The sequence below is a fragment of the Nocardiopsis sp. iso_40 genome, from assembly GCF_056173285.1.
The window spans coordinates 5273036-5291437 of the sequence record NZ_CM149666.1 but is presented as its reverse complement, the minus strand read 5'-3'; the positions used below and the strand labels follow the sequence as shown (position 1 = coordinate 5291437).

Annotated in this window: 30 protein-coding genes; all 30 read left to right on the top strand. The window is 65.5% G+C overall.

Annotated features, from left to right (window positions below; all coding sequences use genetic code 11):
- Positions 1-36 precede the first annotated feature (36 nt).
- The 30 genes from fusA to rpsM all read left to right on the top strand — a co-directional run bounded on the left by fusA (position 37) and on the right by rpsM (position 18402).
- On the top strand, positions 37-2148 hold the full coding sequence (gene fusA, locus AC0VYD_RS22955; RefSeq protein ID WP_473038025.1) for an elongation factor G: 2112 nt from the start codon (positions 37-39) through the stop codon (positions 2146-2148).
- Between the two features lie 81 nt (positions 2149-2229).
- Complete coding sequence (gene tuf, locus AC0VYD_RS22950) at positions 2230-3423, top strand: elongation factor Tu (protein ID WP_475477433.1); 1194 nt, start codon at positions 2230-2232, stop codon at positions 3421-3423.
- Positions 3424-3682: 259 nt separating this feature from the next.
- A complete protein-coding gene (gene rpsJ / locus AC0VYD_RS22945; protein WP_013156110.1) occupies positions 3683-3991 on the top strand; it encodes a 30S ribosomal protein S10 in 309 nt (102 codons plus the stop codon).
- A 12-nt stretch (positions 3992-4003) separates the two neighbouring features.
- Positions 4004-4654 (top strand): 50S ribosomal protein L3, encoded by a 651-nt coding sequence (rplC, locus tag AC0VYD_RS22940; protein WP_191266660.1) that lies wholly within the window; start codon positions 4004-4006, stop codon positions 4652-4654.
- A gap of 3 nt (positions 4655-4657) precedes the next feature.
- Complete coding sequence (rplD, locus tag AC0VYD_RS22935) at positions 4658-5329, top strand: 50S ribosomal protein L4 (RefSeq protein WP_191266658.1); 672 nt, start codon at positions 4658-4660, stop codon at positions 5327-5329.
- Positions 5326-5616 (top strand): 50S ribosomal protein L23, encoded by a 291-nt coding sequence (gene rplW / locus AC0VYD_RS22930; RefSeq protein WP_475477432.1) that lies wholly within the window; start codon positions 5326-5328, stop codon positions 5614-5616. Before rplD ends, rplW begins: the two co-directional genes overlap by 4 nt.
- Before the next feature lie 58 nt (positions 5617-5674).
- A complete protein-coding gene (rplB, locus tag AC0VYD_RS22925; protein ID WP_473038028.1) occupies positions 5675-6514 on the top strand; it encodes a 50S ribosomal protein L2 in 840 nt (279 codons plus the stop codon).
- Between the two features lie 12 nt (positions 6515-6526).
- A complete protein-coding gene (gene rpsS, locus AC0VYD_RS22920) occupies positions 6527-6805 on the top strand; it encodes a 30S ribosomal protein S19 (protein WP_053616300.1) in 279 nt (92 codons plus the stop codon).
- Positions 6806-6879: 74 nt separating this feature from the next.
- Positions 6880-7248, top strand: a complete 369-nt coding sequence (gene rplV / locus AC0VYD_RS22915; RefSeq protein ID WP_191268019.1) for a 50S ribosomal protein L22 — start codon at positions 6880-6882, stop codon at positions 7246-7248.
- Complete coding sequence (gene rpsC / locus AC0VYD_RS22910) at positions 7248-8036, top strand: 30S ribosomal protein S3 (RefSeq protein ID WP_191266653.1); 789 nt, start codon at positions 7248-7250, stop codon at positions 8034-8036. The genes rplV and rpsC overlap by 1 nt, the downstream gene beginning before the upstream one ends.
- A 3-nt stretch (positions 8037-8039) precedes the next feature.
- Positions 8040-8456 (top strand): 50S ribosomal protein L16, encoded by a 417-nt coding sequence (rplP, locus tag AC0VYD_RS22905; RefSeq protein WP_191266649.1) that lies wholly within the window; start codon positions 8040-8042, stop codon positions 8454-8456.
- Entirely contained in the window at positions 8456-8710 is a 255-nt protein-coding gene (gene rpmC / locus AC0VYD_RS22900; RefSeq protein WP_017542999.1) for a 50S ribosomal protein L29, read from the top strand. Before rplP ends, rpmC begins: the two co-directional genes overlap by 1 nt.
- Positions 8707-8979, top strand: a complete 273-nt coding sequence (rpsQ, locus tag AC0VYD_RS22895) for a 30S ribosomal protein S17 (protein ID WP_017542998.1) — start codon at positions 8707-8709, stop codon at positions 8977-8979. The genes rpmC and rpsQ overlap by 4 nt, the downstream gene beginning before the upstream one ends.
- Before the next feature lie 104 nt (positions 8980-9083).
- On the top strand, positions 9084-9452 hold the full coding sequence (gene rplN / locus AC0VYD_RS22890) for a 50S ribosomal protein L14 (protein WP_475477431.1): 369 nt from the start codon (positions 9084-9086) through the stop codon (positions 9450-9452).
- 3 nt (positions 9453-9455) lie between these two features.
- Complete coding sequence (rplX, locus tag AC0VYD_RS22885; RefSeq protein ID WP_191266637.1) at positions 9456-9761, top strand: 50S ribosomal protein L24; 306 nt, start codon at positions 9456-9458, stop codon at positions 9759-9761.
- Positions 9761-10336 carry a 50S ribosomal protein L5 gene (rplE, locus tag AC0VYD_RS22880; protein WP_191266634.1) on the top strand — a complete coding sequence of 192 codons (576 nt, stop codon included), beginning with the start codon at positions 9761-9763 and terminating at the stop codon, positions 10334-10336. The genes rplX and rplE overlap by 1 nt, the downstream gene beginning before the upstream one ends.
- A gap of 13 nt (positions 10337-10349) precedes the next feature.
- On the top strand, positions 10350-10535 hold the full coding sequence (locus tag AC0VYD_RS22875) for a type Z 30S ribosomal protein S14 (protein ID WP_017573364.1): 186 nt from the start codon (positions 10350-10352) through the stop codon (positions 10533-10535).
- A gap of 269 nt (positions 10536-10804) precedes the next feature.
- Positions 10805-11203: a 30S ribosomal protein S8 gene (gene rpsH, locus AC0VYD_RS22870; protein ID WP_191266632.1), complete on the top strand. Its 399-nt coding sequence runs from the start codon at positions 10805-10807 to the stop codon at positions 11201-11203.
- 17 nt (positions 11204-11220) lie between these two features.
- Positions 11221-11757 carry a 50S ribosomal protein L6 gene (rplF, locus tag AC0VYD_RS22865; protein WP_191266629.1) on the top strand — a complete coding sequence of 179 codons (537 nt, stop codon included), beginning with the start codon at positions 11221-11223 and terminating at the stop codon, positions 11755-11757.
- Between the two features lie 2 nt (positions 11758-11759).
- Entirely contained in the window at positions 11760-12140 is a 381-nt protein-coding gene (gene rplR, locus AC0VYD_RS22860; protein ID WP_191266627.1) for a 50S ribosomal protein L18, read from the top strand.
- A gap of 51 nt (positions 12141-12191) precedes the next feature.
- Complete coding sequence (gene rpsE / locus AC0VYD_RS22855; protein WP_191266623.1) at positions 12192-12794, top strand: 30S ribosomal protein S5; 603 nt, start codon at positions 12192-12194, stop codon at positions 12792-12794.
- A gap of 2 nt (positions 12795-12796) precedes the next feature.
- The gene (rpmD, locus tag AC0VYD_RS22850; protein ID WP_017542991.1) at positions 12797-12982 is read left to right on the top strand and encodes a 50S ribosomal protein L30; all 186 of its coding nucleotides are present in this window, start codon (positions 12797-12799) and stop codon (positions 12980-12982) included.
- On the top strand, positions 12979-13443 hold the full coding sequence (gene rplO / locus AC0VYD_RS22845; RefSeq protein WP_191266613.1) for a 50S ribosomal protein L15: 465 nt from the start codon (positions 12979-12981) through the stop codon (positions 13441-13443). Before rpmD ends, rplO begins: the two co-directional genes overlap by 4 nt.
- A 281-nt stretch (positions 13444-13724) precedes the next feature.
- Positions 13725-15038, top strand: coding sequence for a preprotein translocase subunit SecY (gene secY, locus AC0VYD_RS22840; RefSeq protein WP_191266611.1), 1314 nt, complete (start codon positions 13725-13727; stop codon positions 15036-15038).
- Positions 15039-15698 (top strand): adenylate kinase, encoded by a 660-nt coding sequence (locus tag AC0VYD_RS22835; protein WP_475477430.1) that lies wholly within the window; start codon positions 15039-15041, stop codon positions 15696-15698.
- The gene (gene map, locus AC0VYD_RS22830; protein WP_452542726.1) at positions 15698-16522 is read left to right on the top strand and encodes a type I methionyl aminopeptidase; all 825 of its coding nucleotides are present in this window, start codon (positions 15698-15700) and stop codon (positions 16520-16522) included. Before AC0VYD_RS22835 ends, map begins: the two co-directional genes overlap by 1 nt.
- Before the next feature lie 84 nt (positions 16523-16606).
- Positions 16607-17050 (top strand): DUF1707 domain-containing protein, encoded by a 444-nt coding sequence (locus AC0VYD_RS22825; protein ID WP_475477429.1) that lies wholly within the window; start codon positions 16607-16609, stop codon positions 17048-17050.
- Between the two features lie 362 nt (positions 17051-17412).
- The gene (gene infA, locus AC0VYD_RS22820; RefSeq protein WP_017578623.1) at positions 17413-17634 is read left to right on the top strand and encodes a translation initiation factor IF-1; all 222 of its coding nucleotides are present in this window, start codon (positions 17413-17415) and stop codon (positions 17632-17634) included.
- A 54-nt stretch (positions 17635-17688) separates the two neighbouring features.
- Complete coding sequence (gene rpmJ / locus AC0VYD_RS22815) at positions 17689-17802, top strand: 50S ribosomal protein L36 (protein WP_013156136.1); 114 nt, start codon at positions 17689-17691, stop codon at positions 17800-17802.
- A gap of 219 nt (positions 17803-18021) precedes the next feature.
- Complete coding sequence (gene rpsM, locus AC0VYD_RS22810) at positions 18022-18402, top strand: 30S ribosomal protein S13 (RefSeq protein WP_191266592.1); 381 nt, start codon at positions 18022-18024, stop codon at positions 18400-18402.

Below are 18402 nucleotides of genomic sequence, written 5' to 3'. Positions count from 1 at the left end.
GAATCGATTCCTTGAGACCTAGGGAAGACGAGCCTCATGGCTAAGACTTTGCTTGACCTGGCCAAGGTCCGCAACATCGGCATCATGGCCCACATCGACGCGGGCAAGACCACGACGACCGAGCGGATCCTCTACTACACCGGTGTGACCCACAAGGTGGGCGAGGTCCACGATGGCGCTGCCACCATGGACTGGATGAAGGAGGAGCAGGAGCGGGGTATCACCATTACCTCGGCTGCTACCACCACCCACTGGGACGACTACACCATCAACATCATCGACACGCCTGGCCACGTCGACTTCACGGTCGAGGTCGAGCGGTCGCTGCGTGTGCTCGACGGTGCCGTCGCGGTGTTCGACGCCAAGGAAGGCGTCGAGCCCCAGTCGGAGCAGGTCTGGCGCCAGGCCGACCGTTACAAGGTCCCCCGGATCTGCTTCGTCAACAAGATGGACAAGATCGGCGCGGAGTTCCAGCGCTGTGTCGACATGTTCCGTGAGCGCCTCGGCGCGAACGCCATGCCGATCCAGCTGAACATCGGCGCCGAGAGCGACTTCCAGGGCGTCATCGACCTCGTGAAGATGAAGGCCTACGTCTGGAACGACGAGGCCAAGCTCGGCGAGATGTACGACACGGTCGACATCCCCGAGACCCACACGGACGCCGCCCGCGAGGCCCGCGACTCCTTCATCGAGACGCTGGCCGAGGCCGACGACGAGATCATGGAGCTGTACCTGGAGGGCCAGGAGCCCACCGAGGAGCAGCTGGTGACCGCGATCCGTCGCGCCACCATCGCCGGCACCGCCGTCCCCGTGGTCTGCGGCACCGCCTTCAAGAACAAGGGCGTCCAGCCCCTGCTCGACGCGGTCACCGCCTACCTCCCCTCGCCCCTGGACGTGGACGCCATCGAGGGCCACGACCCCAAGGACGAGAGCGAGGAGACCAAGCTCGAGCGCAAGCCGAGCGTGGACGAGCCGATGTCCGCACTGGTCTTCAAGATCATGAGCGACCCGCACCTGGGCAAGCTCACCTACGTGCGCATCTACTCGGGTGTCCTCACCGCCGGTACCCAGGTTCTGAACAGCCTGAAGGGCCGCAAGGAGCGCATCGGCAAGATCTACCGCATGCACTCCAACAAGCGTGAGGAGATCCCCGAGGCGGGCGCGGGCGACATCGTCGCGGTCATGGGCCTGAAGGACACCACGACCGGTGAGACGCTCTGCGAGCAGGGCTCGCCGATCGTCCTGGAGTCCATGACCTTCCCGGCTCCGGTCATCGAGGTGGCCATCGAGCCCAAGACCAAGAGCGACCAGGAGAAGCTGGGCATCGCGATCCAGCGTCTGGCCGACGAGGACCCCTCCTTCCAGGTGGCCTCGGACGAGCAGACCGGCCAGACCGTGATCTCCGGCATGGGTGAGCTGCACCTCGAGGTGCTGGTCAACCGCATGCGCGACGAGTTCAAGGTCGAGGCGAACATCGGCAAGCCCCAGGTGGCCTACCGCGAGACCATTCGCAAGAAGGTCGAAGGCCACGTCTACACCCACAAGAAGCAGACCGGTGGGTCGGGCCAGTTCGCCAAGGTCAAGATCGACCTCGAGCCGCTCGTGGCCGAAGAGGGCGACGCGTCGGGTTACGAGTTCGTCAACTCCGTCACCGGTGGCCGCATCCCGCGGGAGTACATCCCGTCGGTCGACGCGGGCTGCCAGGAGGCCGCTGAGCTGGGTGTGCTCGCGCACTACCCGCTCGTCGGCATCAAGGTGACGCTGCAGGACGGCCAGTACCACGACGTCGACTCCTCCGAGATGGCGTTCAAGACCGCTGGTTCGATGGCCTTCAAGGAGGCCGTCAGGCTCGCGAAGCCTGCGCTGCTCGAGCCGGTCATGGCCGTCGAGGTCACCACGCCCGAGGAGTACATGGGCGACGTCATCGGTGACCTGAACTCCCGTCGTGGACAGATCCAGTCCATGGACGAGCGTTCCGGTGTCCGGCTCGTCAAGGCCCAGGTGCCCCTTTCGGAAATGTTCGGCTACGTGGGTGACCTGCGCAGCCGTACGCAGGGTCGAGCCAACTACTCGATGGTGTTCGACTCCTACGCGGAGGTTCCGTCCGCTGTCGCCCAAGAAATTGTGGCGAAGGTTCGCGGCGAATAGTCGCGAACACGTAACCAGGCTGTTCCCGCAACCGCGGGTTGGACCACAGTCAGATAGTTCTGTACGTCTAGGAGACTTCCAGTGGCGAAGGAAAAGTTCGAGCGGACTAAGCCGCACGTCAACATCGGCACCATCGGTCACATTGACCACGGCAAGACCACGCTGACCGCAGCCATCACCAAGGTGCTGCACGACGCGTACCCGGACCTGAACCCGTTCACCCCGTTCGAGGACATCGACAACGCTCCCGAGGAGCGCGAGCGCGGTATCACCATCTCCGTCGCTCACGTCGAGTACCAGACGACCGAGCGTCACTACGCTCACGTCGACTGCCCCGGCCACGCGGACTACGTGAAGAACATGATCACGGGTGCCGCGCAGATGGACGGCGCGATCCTGGTCGTGGCCGCCACCGACGGCCCGATGCCGCAGACCAAGGAGCACGTGCTCCTGGCCCGCCAGGTCGGCGTCCCCGCCATCGTCGTCGCCCTGAACAAGGCCGACATGGTGGACGACGAGGAGATCTTCGAGCTCGTCGAGCTCGAGGTCCGTGAGCTGCTCAGCGAGTACGAGTTCCCCGGCGACGACGTTCCCGTCACCAAGGTCTCGGCTCTGAAGGCGCTCGAGGGCGACGCCGAGTGGGGCAAGGCCGTCCTGGAGCTCATGGGCACGGTCGACAGCTTCATTCCGGAGCCCGAGCGTGACACCGACAAGCCCTTCCTGATGCCGATCGAGGACGTCTTCTCGATCACCGGTCGCGGCACCGTCGTCACCGGTCGTATCGAGCGCGGTATCGTCAACGTCAACGAGACCGTTGACATCGTCGGTATCAAGGAAGACAAGCAGACCACCACCGTCACCGGTGTTGAGATGTTCCGCAAGCTGCTCGACCAGGGCCAGGCCGGCGACAACGTCGGTCTGCTCCTGCGCGGCATCAAGCGCGAGGACGTCGAGCGCGGCCAGGTCGTGATCAAGCCCGGCACGACCACCCCGCACACCGAGTTCGAGGGCCAGGTCGTCATCCTGTCCAAGGACGAGGGTGGCCGCCACACGCCGTTCTTCAACAACTACCGCCCGCAGTTCTACTTCCGCACCACCGACGTCACCGGCGTCGTGACGCTGCCGGAGGGCACCGAGATGGTCATGCCCGGTGACAACACCGAGATGTCCGTCGTGCTGATCCAGCCGGTCGCGATGGAAGAGGGCCTGAAGTTCGCCATCCGCGAGGGTGGCCGGACCGTGGGCGCGGGTCGCGTCACGAAGATCATCAAGTAGCACACACGTTGGGGTGGCCCCCTGAGGAGCCGCCCCGACGTGGTGGGTGGGCCGCCTCACCGCGGCCCACCCACCACACTGACAAGACGTCATCGGGCTCTGTGACGGTGACGCACCGCAGGGGCAAGCCCTGTTGCGGTTTCTCAAGGGAATAGGGGCTCACGGCCGAACACGCCGGCGGATTCGCCGACGGGCCTGGGCGTCTGTGACCGGGACAGCTCACCGTTACGGACACTGAAGCGAAGGACGAACAGGCCACATGGCGGGACAAAAGATCCGCATTCGGCTAAAGGCCTATGACCACGAGGTCATCGACAGCTCGGCGCGCAAGATCGTTGAGACTGTGACGCGAACTGGCGCACAGGTCGCGGGCCCGGTGCCGCTGCCGACGGAGAAGAACGTTTACTGCGTCATCCGATCGCCGCACAAGTACAAGGACTCGCGCGAGCACTTCGAGATGCGCACCCACAAGCGGCTGATCGACATCATCGACCCCACACCGAAGACGGTCGACTCGCTTATGCGTCTCGACCTGCCGGCTGGCGTTGACATCGAGATCAAGCTTTAAGGACGCACAGACATGGCCACCAAGCAGATCAAGGGAGTTCTGGGCGAAAAGCTCGGCATGACCCAGGTCTTCGACGACGCCGGCAAGATGGTGCCGGTAACCGTCCTGAAGGCCGGTCCGTGCGTCGTGAGCCGCATCCGGACTCCGGACACCGATGGCTACTCCGCCATCCAGCTCGGCTACGGGCAGATCAACCCGCGCAAGGTCAACAAGCCTCTCGGCGACTACCTTCGCGCGAACGACCTGACCCCGCGCCGTCACTACGTCGAGGTGCGCACCACCGACGCCTCCGAGTACCAGCTCGGCCAGGAGGTCGACGCCGCCTCGTTCGAGATCGGCCAGAAGGTCGACATCACGGGCAAGAGCAAGGGCAAGGGCTTCGCCGGTGTGATGAAGCGCCACGGTTTCCGTGGTCTCTCCGCCACGCACGGCACCCAGCGCAAGCACCGCTCGCCCGGTTCCATCGGCGGCTGCGCCACTCCCGGCCGCGTTTTCAAGGGCATGCGGATGGCCGGGCGCATGGGCAACGTGCGCAAGACCATCCAGAACCTGACCGTTCACTCCGTGGACGCGGAGAAGGGCCTCATCCTGGTCAAGGGTGCTGTGCCCGGTCCCAACGGCGGTCTGGTGCTCGTCCGCACCGCTGTGAAGGGGGACAAGTAAGCCATGGCCCAGATCGAGGTCAAGAACCCTGAAGGCGGTTCCAAGGGCAGCGTGGAGCTTCCCGAGTCCGTCTTCGCCCAGCAGGTCAGCATTCCGCTGATCCACCAGGTCGTGAACGGCCAGCTGGCTGCCGGTCGGCAGGGCACCCACGCCACCAAGACCCGCGGCGACGTCCGCGGCGGTGGCAAGAAGCCCTACCGCCAGAAGGGAACCGGTCGCGCCCGTCAGGGCTCGATCCGCGCCCCGCAGTACACCGGTGGTGGCACCGTTCACGGTCCCCAGCCGCGTGACTACAGCCAGCGGACCCCGAAGAAGATGAAGGCCGCCGCCCTGCGCGGTGCCCTCTCCGACCGGGCCAACCACGGCCGTATCCACGTCGTCAGCCAGTTCGTGGCCGAGGACGCGGACGCCAAGCTCACGCAGAACGCTCTGAAGGCGCTGCGCCAGGTCACCGAGTCCGACAAGGTTCTCGTCGTCCTGGCCCGCGAGGACGAGCACAACCGGCGCGCCCTGCGCAACCTCGAAGAGGTGCACATCCTCGACGCGGACCAGGTGAACACCTACGACGTCCTGTACGCGGACGACGTGGTCTTCACCGAGGCGGGCTACGCCGAGTTCCTGGCCCACGCGGCCGGTACCTCGAAGGCCGCTGAGTCCGAGGAGGACGACCAGTGAGGATCGCCGACCACCGGGACATCATCGTCGAGCCGGTGATCTCCGAGAAGAGCTACGGGCTCATGGACGATAACAAGTACACGTTCATCGTTCGCCCCGACGCCAACAAGACCCAGATCAAGATCGCGATCGAGAAGATCTTCGAGGTGAAGGTCACGAGCGTGAACACGATCAACCGGAAGGGTAAGCGCAAGCGGACCCGTTTCGGTTTCGGGAAGCGTCCCGACACCAAGCGCGCGATCGTCAGCGTGGCCGACGGCCAGCGGATCGACATCTTCGGTGTCTGACCTTCTCAGGGTCTGACCGCTACACACCAAGCAATACGTAAAGGAATGCGCGAAGAAGATGGGCATTCGTAAGTACAAGCCGACGACGCCGGGTCGTCGCGGCTCCAGCGTGAGCGACTTCGTCGAAATCACGCGCTCGGAGCCGGAGAAGTCCCTGGTTCGTCCGCTTCACTCCAAGGGCGGTCGTAACGGCCACGGCCGGATCACCGCTCGTCACCAGGGTGGCGGCCACAAGCGCGCCTACCGCGTGATCGACTTCCGTCGTCACGACAAGGACGGCGTGCCGGCCAAGGTCGCTCACATCGAGTACGACCCCAACCGCACTGCTCGCATTGCCCTGCTGCACTACGTGGACGGTGAGAAGCGCTACATTCTGGCGCCCGCCGGCCTCAAGCAGGGTGACAAGGTCGAGAACGGCCCCCAGTCCGACATCAAGCCGGGCAACTGCCTCCCGCTGCGCAACATCCCCACGGGTACGTTCGTGCACGCGGTCGAGCTGAAGCCGGGCGGCGGTGCCAAGCTGGGCCGTTCCGCGGGGTCGCAGATCCAGCTCCTCGCCAAGGAGGGCGGCTACGCCACGCTGCGTATGCCCTCCGGTGAGATGCGCATGGTCGAGATCTCCTGCCGCGCCACGGTTGGCCAGGTCGGCAACGCCGAGCAGTCCAACATCAACTGGGGCAAGGCCGGCCGCTCGCGGTGGAAGGGCAAGCGCCCGACCGTCCGCGGTGTGGTCATGAACCCGGTCGACCACCCGCACGGTGGTGGTGAGGGCAAGACCTCCGGTGGTCGTCACCCGGTCAGCCCCTGGGGCAAGAAGGAAGGCCGGACCCGGACCAAGAACAAGGCCAGCGACAAGCTGATCGTGCGGCGTCGGCGTAGCGGTAAGAAGAAGCGGTAAGGAGCACGTCTGATGCCACGTAGCCTTAAGAAGGGTCCCTTCGTCGACGACCACCTCATCAAGAAGGTGGAAGTCCAGAACGAGAAGGGGACCAAGAACGTCATCAAGACGTGGTCCCGGCGGTCCATGATCGTCCCGGAGATGATCGGTCACACGATCGCCGTCCACGACGGACGCAAGCACGTTCCGGTGTTCGTGTCGGAGTCGATGGTCGGCCACAAGCTCGGTGAGTTCGCTCCCACGCGTACTTTCCGTAGCCACGTCAAGGAAGACCGCCGTAGCCGCCGTTAGCGGTTGCAGCAGTTGTAAGAACCATTTTCTCCACGGTGAGTGGGGAATGAATTTCCGTGAGCGAGGGAAAAGCGATGGGAACGAGGGCACAGGCGCGGTTCGTCCGCGTTACGCCCCGGAAGGCTCGCCGGGTGGCGGACCTTATTCGCGGGTTGCCCGCTGACGAGGCACAGGCGGTGCTCCGGTTCGCGCCCCAGTCGGCTAGCGAGCCTGTTGGCAAGGTGCTGGCAAGCGCCATCGCCAACGCTGAGCACAACGACAAGCTGGACCGCGAGACCCTGGTGGTCGAGCGCGTGTGGGTGGACGAGGGTCCGACCCTGAAGCGCATTCGCCCCCGAGGCTTCGGCCGGGCTTTCCGGGTCACGAAGCGCACGAGCCACATCACCGTGGTCGTCGCTGAGAACTCGGGCGCCTCGTCCAAGACGAAGGAAAGGACCCGATAGTGGGGCAGAAGGTAAACCCGCACGGGTTCCGCCTCGGCATCACCACCGACTTCAAGAGCCGCTGGTACGCCGACAAGTCTTACAAGGACTACGTCAAGGAAGACGTCGCGATCCGTCGGATGCTGACCCGTGGCATGGAGCGCGCGGGCATCTCCAAGGTCGAGATCGAGCGCACCCGTGACCGTGTCCGCGTGGACGTCTACACCGCCCGGCCGGGCATCGTCATCGGCCGCCGCGGCGTCGAGGCCGACCGGATCCGTACGGACCTGGAGAAGCTCACCGGCAAGCAGGTGCAGCTGAACGTCTTCGAGGTGAAGAACCCCGAGATCGACGCGCAGCTCGTCGCCCAGGGCGTCGCTGAGCAGCTGAGCAGCCGCGTGGCCTTCCGCCGCGCGATGCGCAAGGCCATGCAGAGCGCGATGAAGAGCGGTGCCAAGGGCATCCGGATCCAGTGCGGTGGCCGCCTGGGCGGGGCTGAGATGTCCCGCTCGGAGTTCTACCGCGAGGGCCGGGTCCCGCTGCACACGCTGCGCGCCGACATCGACTACGGCTTCTTCGAGGCCCGGACGACGTTCGGTCGCATCGGCGTCAAGGTGTGGATCTACAAGGGCGACGCCCCTGTGACCCGCGCCGAGCGCGAGGCGGCCCAGGCCGCCCAGCGCACCGCCGGCGGCGGCCAGCGTCGTGAGCGTCCGCAGCGTCGTCGCCGTGGCGGCGCCGCTGGTGGCCCGAACACCGAGGCCAAGGCTGGTGCTTCGGCCGAGGCCCCGAAGACCGAGGGGAGCTGACCCGTGCTTATTCCTCGTAAGGTCAAGTACCGCAAGCAGCACCACCCGGACCTGCGCGGCAAGGCCAAGGGTGGCACGTCGATCAACTTCGGCGAGTACGGCATCCAGGCTCTGGAGTCGGCCTACGTGACGAACCGTCAGATCGAGTCCGCTCGTATCGCCATGACGCGTCACATCAAGCGTGGCGGCAAGGTGTGGATCAACATCTTCCCGGACCGTCCGCTGACGAAGAAGCCCGCCGAGGTCCGTATGGGTTCCGGTAAGGGTTCGCCCGAGTGGTGGGTCGCGCCGGTCAAGCCCGGGCGTGTGATGTTCGAGCTGTCGGGCGTGCCCGAGGCCGTGGCCAAGGAGGCCCTGCGCCGTGCGATGCACAAGCTCCCGATGAAGTGCAAGTTTGTTAAGCGGGAGGTGTGGGAGTAGTGGCAAAGTCCGTGACTGCCCACGAGCTGCGCGACCAGTCCGTCGAGGACCTGGTCACGAAGCTCAAGGAAGCCAAGGAAGAGCTCTTCAACCTCCGCTTCCAGGCCGCCACCGGTCAGCTCGACAACCACAGCCGTCTGCGCACTGTCAAGCGCGAGATCGCGCGGATCTACACGGTCCTGCGCGAGCACGAGCTGGGCATCGTCCCGCTGTCTGGTGAGTCGGCTGAGGAGACGAAGGAAGCAGCCGAATGAGTGAGAACCAGACCGCGACGCGCAACTACCGCAAGGTGCGCGAGGGCTACGTCGTCAGCGACAAGATGGACAAGACCGTCGTTGTCGAGGTTGAGGACCGCGTCAAGCACGCCCTGTACGGCAAGGTCATCCGTAGGACGACCAAGTACAAGGCGCATGACGAGGCGAACTCCGCTGGCGTCGGCGACCGGGTCCGCATGATGGAGACCCGGCCGCTCTCCGCGACGAAGCGTTGGCGCGTCGTGGAGATCCTGGAGAAGGCTAAGTAACCCCAGCCTGTCGGCGGCCGACACACGTTGTCGGCCGCCGACGCGAGGGGTGAGACCACCTAGCCGTGCGGCAGTGGACCGCACGCATCACATCAGGAGCAGACGTGATTCAGCAGGAGTCGCGACTCAAGGTCGCCGACAACACGGGTGCCAAGGAGATCCTTACCATCCGTGTTCTCGGTGGCTCGGGTCGGCGCTACGCCGGGATCGGCGACACTATCGTCGCCACGGTGAAGGACGCCCTGCCTGGCGCTGGAGTCAAGAAGGGCGACGTCGTCAAGGCCGTTGTCGTGCGCACCGCTAAGGAGCGCCGCCTGCCCGACGGCTCCTACATCCGCTTCGATGAGAACGCTGCCGTGCTCATCAAGGACGGTGGGGACCCGCGAGGCACCCGCATCTTCGGCCCGGTCGGCCGTGAGCTGCGTGACAAGAAGTACATGCGCATCATTTCGCTGGCGCCGGAGGTGCTCTAAGCGATGAAGATCAAATCTGGCGACGAGGTCATCGTTCTCGCCGGCAAGGACAAGGGTGCCACCGGCAAGGTCGTCAAGGCCATGCCGAAGGACGACCGTGTCATCGTCGAGGGCGTCAACCTGGTCAAGAAGCACAGGAAGGCCAACCCGGCGGGCGGCCAGCAGGGCGAGGTCGTCACCAAGGAGGCCCCCATCCACGTGAGCAACGTTGCGCTCGCGGAGGACGGTAAGGCCGCTCGGGTCGGCTACCGCTTCGAGGAAGACGGAACCAAGGTTCGGGTCTCCCGCCGCACCGGTAAGGACATCTGATGACGGTTACCAACGACATCACCGCACCTCCGATGCCGCGGCTCAAGGAGAAGTACCGCAACGAGATCGCTGCGGGCCTCAAGGACGAGTTCGACATCGCCAACGTCATGCAGATCCCCGGTCTCACGAAGATCGTGGTCAACATGGGCGTGGGCGAGGCGGCTCGTGACGCGAAGCTGATCCAGGGCGCGATCGCCGACCTGTCGGCGATCACCGGCCAGAAGCCGAAGATCAACCGGGCCAAGAACTCCATCGCGCAGTTCAAGCTGCGCGAGGGGCAGCCGATCGGCGCCAGCGTCACGCTGCGCGGCGACCGGATGTGGGAGTTCCTCGACCGGATGCTCTCGCTGGCCCTGCCCCGGATTCGGGACTTCCGTGGCCTTTCCCCGAAGCAGTTCGACGGGAACGGCAACTACACGTTCGGTCTGACCGAACAGGTCATGTTCCACGAGATCGACCCGGACAAGGTCGACCGTCAGCGTGGGATGGACATCACGGTTGTCACGACGGCGACCAGCGACGAACAAGGCCGCAGCCTGCTCAAGCGGCTCGGTTTCCCGTTCAAGGAAGCCTGAGGGGTTACCACAGATGGCTAAGAAGTCCCTGATTGCGAAGGCGCAGCGGAAGCCGAAGTTCGGCGTTCGTGCGTATACTCGATGCTCGCGGTGCGGCCGTCCGCGTGCCGTCTTCCGGAAGTTCGGCCTGTGCCGTATCTGCTTCCGCGAGATGGCGCACCGGGGCGAGCTGCCCGGCATCACCAAGTCGAGCTGGTAGTTCCCGGCGGGGCCGACCCTGCGCACAGCGCGGTCGGCCCCCCGAGCCACCACCTGCTTGGTAGCTCATAGCAGTGTCCGCCGCCGCCACCGGGCGGTGCGCGGTCCAGCAACATCCAACCATCAGGGCACGGCAGTCCCGAGAGGGACCGCGGTGCCCACGACCACGCCGAAGGTCCGTTTGTGCACTCCCGGGGGGCAACCCTTCAGGGAGGCAGGCTCTGGGAAAGCCCGCACTCGGAAACCGCGGTGAGGAAGGGCCAGCCGGCCATGACGATGACCGACCCGATCGCAGACATGCTGACGCGTCTGCGTAACGCGAATTCGGCGTACCACGACACCGTGACGATGCCGTATTCCAAGATCAAGGCGCACATCGCCGAGATCCTCCAGCAGGAGGGTTTCATTCAGGGATGGCGGACCGAGGAGGCCCCCGTGGGCCAGAACCTCGTCCTGGACCTGAAGTACGGCCCCACCCGAGAGCGTTCCATCGCGGGCATCCGCCGGGTCTCCAAGCCCGGTCTGCGGGTGTACGCGAAGAAGGAGAACCTCCCGCGCGTGCTGGGTGGCCTCGGTGTGGCGATCATTTCGACGTCCGGTGGCCTGATGACTGACAAGCAGGCCAAGAAGCGTGGCGTGGGCGGCGAAGTCCTCGCTTACGTCTGGTAATAGGGAGAGACTGAAGCATGTCGCGAATCGGTCGACTGCCGCTCTCGGTCCCCAAGGGCGTCGAAGTCACGATTAACGGGCAAGACGTCACTGTCAAGGGGCCGAAGGGCGAACTGAAGCACACGATCGCCGAGCCGATCACCGCCTCCTTCGAGGACGGCATCGTCACGGTGGTGCGTCCCGACGACAAGCCGGAGAACCGGTCGCTGCACGGGCTGACCCGCGCACTGGTCGCGAACCTCGTCGAGGGTGTCTCCAAGGGTTACGCCAAGACGCTGGAGATCCACGGTGTGGGTTACCGCGTCCAGGCCCGCGGCTCCAACCTGGAGTTCTCGCTGGGCTACAGCCACCCGGTCGTCGTGGAACCCCCGCAGGGCATCACCTTCCGCGTGGAGAAGCCGACCCTCCTCCACGTCGAGGGCATCGACAAGCAGCTGGTGGGCCAGGTCGCCGCGAACATCCGCGGTCTGCGCAAGCCTGACCCGTACAAGGCCAAGGGCGTGCGGTACAAGGGTGAGCACATCCGCCGCAAGGCCGGAAAGGCTGGTAAGTAGGCATGGGCATCACCGTGAGCCGCAAGCGCACCGCGAAGGCCACCACCGCTCGTAAGCGCCGCCAGTTCCGCGTGCGCAAGAGGGTCGTGGGCACCGCCGAGCGTCCCCGCCTGGCTGTGTTCCGCTCCTCCAAGCACATCGTCGCGCAGGTGATCGACGACACGAGGGGTCACACCCTGGTCGCCGCCTCCAGCGTTGAGACCGACGTGCGTGGCGCCGAGGGCACCAAGTCCGACAAGTCCGTCAAGGTCGGTGAGCTCGTCGCGCAGCGCGCGAAGGACGCCGGTATCACCGCGGTCGTTTTCGACCGTGGCGGTAACCGCTACGCCGGTCGTATCGCCAAGCTCGCCGACGCGGCGCGCGAGGGCGGTCTGGAGTTCTAGTTCGATGACCTCTGTACTGGCGAAGAACAACCACGAGAAGAGGAACCACTGATGGCTGCAGCACCGCGGCGCGGCGCCGGTGGCGAGCGGCGTGATCGCCGTGACGATCGCCGCGGCGGCGCCGCAGACAAGGGTGTCTCCTACATCGAGAAGGTCGTGACCATCAACCGGGTCGCGAAGGTCGTCAAGGGCGGCCGTCGCTTCTCCTTCACCGCGCTCGTCGTCGTCGGAGACGGCAACGGCATGGTGGGTGTCGGTTACGGCAAGGCCAAGGAAGTTCCGGCCGCGATCGCCAAGGGTGTCGAGGAGGCGAAGAAGAACTTCTTCCGCGTCCCCCGCATCCAGGGCACGATCACGCACCGGGTCCAGGGCGAGGAAGCCGCCGGCGTCGTCCTGCTCCGTCCGGCCGCCCCGGGTACCGGTGTTATCGCCGGTGGTCCCGTGCGCGCCGTCCTGGAGTGCGCCGGCATTCACGACATCCTGAGCAAGTCGCTCGGTTCGTCCAACCCGCTGAACATCGTGCACGCCACGGTGGCGGCGCTCAAGGGCCTCAACCAGCCTGAGGAGATCGCGGCCCGCCGTGGTCTGCCGATCGAGGATGTGGCCCCGGCTGCCATGCTGCGCGCTCGCTCTGAGGCGAAGGCAGGAGCCTGATCATGGCCAAGATCAAGATCACGCAGACCCGTTCCAAGATCGGCGGCAAGGTGAAGCAGCACGCTGCTCTCCAGTCGCTGGGCCTGGGCCGGATCGGTAAGTCCACCGTCCGTGAGGACCGCCCTGAGGTTCGCGGGCAGATCACGATCGTCTCGCACCTCGTCACTGTCGAGGAGGTCGCAGAATGAGCGACTACAACCCCGACGAGCTGCTCAAGCTGCACCACCTGCGTCCCGCCCCGGGTGCCAACAAGGCCAAGATCCGCAAGGGTCGCGGCGAGGCTTCCAAGGGCAAGACGGCTGGTCGCGGCACCAAGGGCACGAAGGCTCGTAACACCGTTCGGCCCGGTTTCGAGGGCGGGCAGATGCCCCTCATCCGCCGGATCCCGAAGCTCAAGGGCTTCAGCAACGCCCGGTTCAAGACGACCTACCAGGTCGTCAACCTGGACCGGCTGAGCGAGCTCTACCCCGAGGGCGGCGAGGTCACCGTCGAGGGCCTGGTCGCCAAGGGCGCGGTTCGCAAGAACCAGCCCGTCAAGGTGCTGGGCACGGGTGAGATCACCGTCGCCGTGCAGGTGAGCGCGAACGCGTTCTCCGGCTCGGCGAAGGAGAAGATCACCGCCGCCGGCGGCACTGTCACCGAGCTGTAGGGTTTTCCCTACGATGCGCACTGGGGGCGCCTGCCCGGTAGGTCCGAATAGGGCCTGCTGGCGGGCGCCCCTATGTGTTGTGAGTGTTGATCGTTATGCCTCACGAACCCCCTCGTCGGGTGATGACTGTTACAGTGCCATCTGTTTGAGCTCCCCGCTTGACGTAATGTGAGTACTTCCGAGCACCGGGCGACAGGCCCGGTGCTGACGTTCTACGACGATTCAGGATCGGCCGCGATGTCTGGAACCCGTTCCGCCGCCGAAGCCGCGCAGGAGGAGACGTGCTAGGTGCGTTCGTTCGTGCATTCCGCACGCCCGACCTGCGCAATAAGCTGCTGTTCACACTGTTCATCCTGACGATCTTCCGGCTGGGTTCGGTGATTCCCGCTCCGGGCATCGACTCGGCGGCGATCCGGGACCAGATGGAGTTCATCACCGCGCAGGACCAGTCCGGTGTCTACGCCCTGGTGAACCTGTTCAGCGGCGGCGCGCTGCTGCAACTTGCGGTGTTCGCGCTCGGGGTCATGCCGTACATCACCGCGAGCATCATCATCAACCTGCTCACGGTGGTGATCCCCCGTCTGGAGGCCCTCAAGAAGGAGGGCCAGGCCGGACAGAGCAAGATCACCCAATACACCCGCTATCTGACCCTCATGCTCGCCGTGCTCCAGGCCACCTCGATCGTGGCCATGGCCCGCACCGGCGCCCTCTTCCAGAACTCGATCTCCCCGTCGACGTACATGCCCAACCAGGACATCATCACCATGGTGACGATCGTCTTCGTGATGACCGCGGGTACCGCGATCATCATGTGGATGGGTGAGCTGATCACCGAGCGCGGTGTCGGCAACGGTATGTCCCTGCTGATCTTCACCCAGGTCATCGCGATGTTCCCCGCCTCCATCATGGGGATGTACGAGGAGCGGTCGGTCTGGATCTTCATCATCATCTGCATCGCCGGTCTGGCCCTGATCACCGCCGTGGTGTTCATGGAGCAGGCCCAGCGCCGCATCCCGGTCCAGTACGCGAAGCGGATGGTCGGCCGCCGCATGTACGGCGGCAGCTCGACCTACATCCCCCTGAAGGTCAACCAGGCGGGCATCATCCCCGTGATCTTCGCCTCCTCGCTGCTGTACCTTCCGCAGCTGGTCGTCGGTCTGATCGGCCAGGACTCCACCCACCCGGTGGCCCAGTTCTTCCAGACCTACTTCCTCACGGGCACCCACCCCGTCTACATGGCGACCTTCTTCGTCATGATCATCGGGTTCGCGTTCTTCTACGTGGCGATTACCTTCAACCCCACTGAGGTCGCCGACAACATGAAGAAGTACGGTGGGTTCATCCCGGGTATCCGACCAGGGCGTCCGACCGCTGAGTACCTCGACTACGTCTTGACTCGACTGACGACCCCCGGCTCTCTGTACCTGGGTGTGATCGCTCTCCTGCCCATGGTTGCTCTCGGTGCCACCGGCGCCGACATGAACTTCCCCTTCGGCGGGACGAGCATCCTGATCATGGTGGGTGTCGGGCTGGACACGGTGAAGCAGATCGAGAGTCACCTCCAGCAGAGGAACTACGAAGGTTTTCTGCGATAAATGCGTGCAGTATTGGTGGGGCCGCCTGGGGCCGGCAAGGGCACCCAGGCCCAGATCCTCGCGGAAGAGCTGTCGGTACCGAAGGTGTCCACAGGTGACATCTTCCGGGCCAACGTCAGCGGTGGTACGGAACTCGGCAAGAAGGCCAAGGAGTTCATGGACCGTGGCGACCTCGTCCCCGACGAGGTCACGAACGCCATGGTCAAGGACCGACTGGCCCAGGACGACGCGGCGGGGGGCTTCCTCCTCGACGGTTTCCCCCGCAACGTCCCCCAGGCGCAGACCCTCAAGGGGATGCTCTCCGACCTGGGCAGCGGCCTGGACGTCGTCCTGGAGCTGAGGGTCGACGAGGAAGAGGTCGTCAAGCGCCTCTCGGGGCGCCGTTCCTGCCCCGAGTGCGGCCGGGTGTACCACGTCGAGTACGACGCCCCGCGCAGCGAGGGCAAGTGCGACAACGAGGGCGCCGAGCTGTACCAGCGCGAGGACGACCGTGAGGAGACCATCAGGCACCGCCTGAAGGTCTACCGCGAGCAGACCGCGCCGCTGGTGGAGTTCTACGCCGCGGAGGGCCTGCTGGCCACCATCGCCGCCACGGGACCCGTGGCGGAGGTGACGGCCCGCGCGAAGGCCGCCATCGCCGAGAAGCGGTCGGCGGCCTGATGTTTCGAAAGGCGGATCCGGGCGTGCAGATCAAGACGCCGGAGCAGATCGCCAAGATGAGGGCGGCGGGCCAGGTCGTGGCCCGCGCCCTGGACACCCTCCGGGCCGCGGTGCGGCCCGGAGTGTCCACCCTCGAACTGGACGCGGTCGCGGAGAAGGTCATCCGGGACGCCGGGGCCGTCCCCTCCTTCAAGGGCTACCACGGCTTCCCCGGCTCGATCTGCGCCTCGGTGAACGAGGAGGTCGTGCACGGCATTCCGAGTGCCGAGCGCACCCTGGCCGAGGGTGACATCATCTCCGTCGACTGCGGTGCCATCCTCGACGGCTGGCACGGCGACTCCGCGGTCACCATCGCGGTCGGCGAGGGCCGGCCCGAGGACCTCGCGATGATGGACGTGTGCGAGGAGTCCATGTGGCAGGGGATCGCGCAGATGCGCCCGGGTATGCGCCTGGGGGACATCGGCCACGCGATCGGCGGCCACATCCGCGCCAACGGTGACTACGGCAACGTACGCGAGTACGGCGGCCACGGCATCGGGACCGAGATGCACATGGACCCGCACGTGCTGAACTACGGCAAGAAGGGCCGCGGCATGCGGCTGGTCGAGGGCATGTGCCTGGCGATCGAGCCGATGACCACGCTCGGCGGGCACGATGTGGTGGAGCTCGACGACGGCTGGACCGTCGTCACCCGGGACGGCGGCCGCGCCGCCCACTTCGAGCACACCGTCGCGATCACCGCGGACGGCCCGATGGTGCTGACCGCGCGCGAGTCGAACCGCGATAAAATCTCCCGTATGGGGTTCGTCCAACCGACCTGGTGACGGCGGGCCCGTCTCCCGGCCCCTCCGGTGACCGGGCGGGGCGGGGATGCGACCACTCACGGCTGTAGAGGCGAGGTGTGCGCAGTGTCCGATCCGGCGCCGTCGATGCGTTCGTCCGACTCCGAACGCGACCGTGTCGCGCAGTTGCTCCAGGAGCACTTCGCGCAGGGCCGGCTCGACCACGAGGAGTTCACCGAACGCCTCGGCGAGGTCTACCGCGCCAGGACCGTGGACGAGCTGGCGAGGGTCACCACCGACCTCCCCGAACGGGACCTGGCCGACATCGCCCGGGTCGCCGTCTCCGACAGCTCGGTGCCGCCCCTGCGGATGCGCGACCCGGCGCTCATGGTCCCGTGGGTCCTCTACGGGGGCGTGAACGTCCTGTGCTTCTCCATCTGGCTGATCCTCTACTTCACGACCGGTGCCGACTACCCCTGGTTCCTGTGGGTGCTCGGCCCCTGGGGGATCCTGATGTCGGTGGTCACCTTCGGTGTGCTCGCCGCCCAGCGAGGGCAGGGCGAGAGCTGAGGGAACGGCACGCCCCGCACCCGTGTTGTATGGTGAGGCCCCGACGGGGTCAGCGGGGAGGTCGCCGTCCGGTCAGGCCCGAGCCGCGGACGGTGTAGGCTGCTGCGTCCTCCGGTTAGGAGTACTTGTCCGAAGGGGATAGACTGACACTGCCCATACGCGGGCTGTTGGGTCAGTCTGCCTTCTTTGTGCCACGTCATTCCACAGGCGTACGCTCTCTTGCAGTTGGCCCGAGCTTCCAGTGTGTTTCGGCTTTGGCGATCCGGTTCACCGCGATCGCCGGAGCCTTCGTGTCATGCGAGGCCACTGGGGTCGCGTCGGGTTGTCATGATCAACCAATTGATGAGCGAGGCGTGGAGGACATGGCGAAGAAAGACGGCGCCATCGAGATCGAGGGTTCCGTTGTCGAGTCGCTACCCAACGCTATGTTCAAGGTAGAGCTCGACAACAAGCACACGGTCCTTGCCCACATCAGCGGCAAGATGCGGATGAACTACATCCGTATTCTCCCCGACGACCGGGTCGTCGTGGAGCTGAGCCCGTACGACCTCACGCGCGGGCGCATCGTTTACCGCTACAAGTAGCCCGTCAGGGGCCGCACGGCCCAAGACTGGTGATGTGATGAGTTCGGAGTCACCATGAAGGTCAAGCCGAGCGTGAAGAAGATCTGCGCGAAGTGCCGCGTGATCCGTCGTAACGGACGGATCATGGTCATTTGCTCGGACCCGCGCCACAAGCAGCGCCAGGGTTAGTCACCCCGGTCCGCTCGCCGCGGCTTCCGCACAGCGAGGACCCGGCAGGGGAGCATCTCCCCGCCGGGCAAGTGAAACAACGAAAACCTGTTCCGATCTCCCGCCGTCGAGGACGCGCGGGGGAGAACCCCCGGTCGGAGGCCGGGGCCTCGTCGATTGGGCGACGAGAGGATGGAACGGGTCAGACCTCCGCACATGCATGGATGGAGTCTCGCCCACATGGCACGTATTGCCGGCGTTGACCTCCCCCGCGACAAGCGGGTGGAGATCGCTCTCACTTACGTTTTCGGGGTTGGCCGTACCCGCGCCCTCGAAACGCTGAAGAACACCGGTGTCGACGGGAACACCCGCGTCTACCAGATGTCCGAAGAGGACCTGGTCAAGCTGCGCGAGTGGATCGACGCCAACTACCAGGTCGAGGGTGACCTGCGACGCGAGGTCCAGGCCGACATCCGTCGCAAGATGGAGATCGGGAGCTACCAGGGCATCCGCCACCGTCGTGGCCTCCCGGTCCGTGGTCAGCGCACGCAGACTAACGCCCGTACCCGCAAGGGCAAGAAGAAGACCGTGGCCGGCAAGAAGAAGGCCGGCAAGAAGTAG

Bases quoted from the DNA above. Each gene is read 5' to 3' on its own strand.
- rpsJ (WP_013156110.1), top strand. From the start codon at position 3,683: ATGGCGGGACAAAAGATCCGCATTCGGCTAAAGGCCTATGACCACGAG.
- rplD (WP_191266658.1), top strand. From the start codon at position 4,658: ATGGCCCAGATCGAGGTCAAGAACCCTGAAGGCGGTTCCAAGGGCAGC.
- map (WP_452542726.1), top strand. From the start codon at position 15,698: ATGTTTCGAAAGGCGGATCCGGGCGTGCAGATCAAGACGCCGGAGCAG.
- rplB (WP_473038028.1), top strand. From the start codon at position 5,675: ATGGGCATTCGTAAGTACAAGCCGACGACGCCGGGTCGTCGCGGCTCC.
- rplO (WP_191266613.1), top strand. From the start codon at position 12,979: ATGAGCGACTACAACCCCGACGAGCTGCTCAAGCTGCACCACCTGCGT.
- rpsH (WP_191266632.1), top strand. From the start codon at position 10,805: ATGACGATGACCGACCCGATCGCAGACATGCTGACGCGTCTGCGTAAC.
- rpsQ (WP_017542998.1), top strand. From the start codon at position 8,707: ATGAGTGAGAACCAGACCGCGACGCGCAACTACCGCAAGGTGCGCGAG.
- rplV (WP_191268019.1), top strand. From the start codon at position 6,880: ATGGGAACGAGGGCACAGGCGCGGTTCGTCCGCGTTACGCCCCGGAAG.
- rpsM (WP_191266592.1), top strand. From the start codon at position 18,022: ATGGCACGTATTGCCGGCGTTGACCTCCCCCGCGACAAGCGGGTGGAG.
- rpmD (WP_017542991.1), top strand. From the start codon at position 12,797: ATGGCCAAGATCAAGATCACGCAGACCCGTTCCAAGATCGGCGGCAAG.
- rplC (WP_191266660.1), top strand. From the start codon at position 4,004: ATGGCCACCAAGCAGATCAAGGGAGTTCTGGGCGAAAAGCTCGGCATG.
- rplF (WP_191266629.1), top strand. From the start codon at position 11,221: ATGTCGCGAATCGGTCGACTGCCGCTCTCGGTCCCCAAGGGCGTCGAA.
- rpsE (WP_191266623.1), top strand. From the start codon at position 12,192: ATGGCTGCAGCACCGCGGCGCGGCGCCGGTGGCGAGCGGCGTGATCGC.
- rpsS (WP_053616300.1), top strand. From the start codon at position 6,527: ATGCCACGTAGCCTTAAGAAGGGTCCCTTCGTCGACGACCACCTCATC.
- rplE (WP_191266634.1), top strand. From the start codon at position 9,761: ATGACGGTTACCAACGACATCACCGCACCTCCGATGCCGCGGCTCAAG.
- fusA (WP_473038025.1), top strand. From the start codon at position 37: ATGGCTAAGACTTTGCTTGACCTGGCCAAGGTCCGCAACATCGGCATC.
- infA (WP_017578623.1), top strand. From the start codon at position 17,413: ATGGCGAAGAAAGACGGCGCCATCGAGATCGAGGGTTCCGTTGTCGAG.
- rplR (WP_191266627.1), top strand. From the start codon at position 11,760: ATGGGCATCACCGTGAGCCGCAAGCGCACCGCGAAGGCCACCACCGCT.
- AC0VYD_RS22835 (WP_475477430.1), top strand. From the start codon at position 15,039: ATGCGTGCAGTATTGGTGGGGCCGCCTGGGGCCGGCAAGGGCACCCAG.
- rplX (WP_191266637.1), top strand. From the start codon at position 9,456: ATGAAGATCAAATCTGGCGACGAGGTCATCGTTCTCGCCGGCAAGGAC.
- AC0VYD_RS22875 (WP_017573364.1), top strand. From the start codon at position 10,350: ATGGCTAAGAAGTCCCTGATTGCGAAGGCGCAGCGGAAGCCGAAGTTC.
- rpmJ (WP_013156136.1), top strand. From the start codon at position 17,689: ATGAAGGTCAAGCCGAGCGTGAAGAAGATCTGCGCGAAGTGCCGCGTG.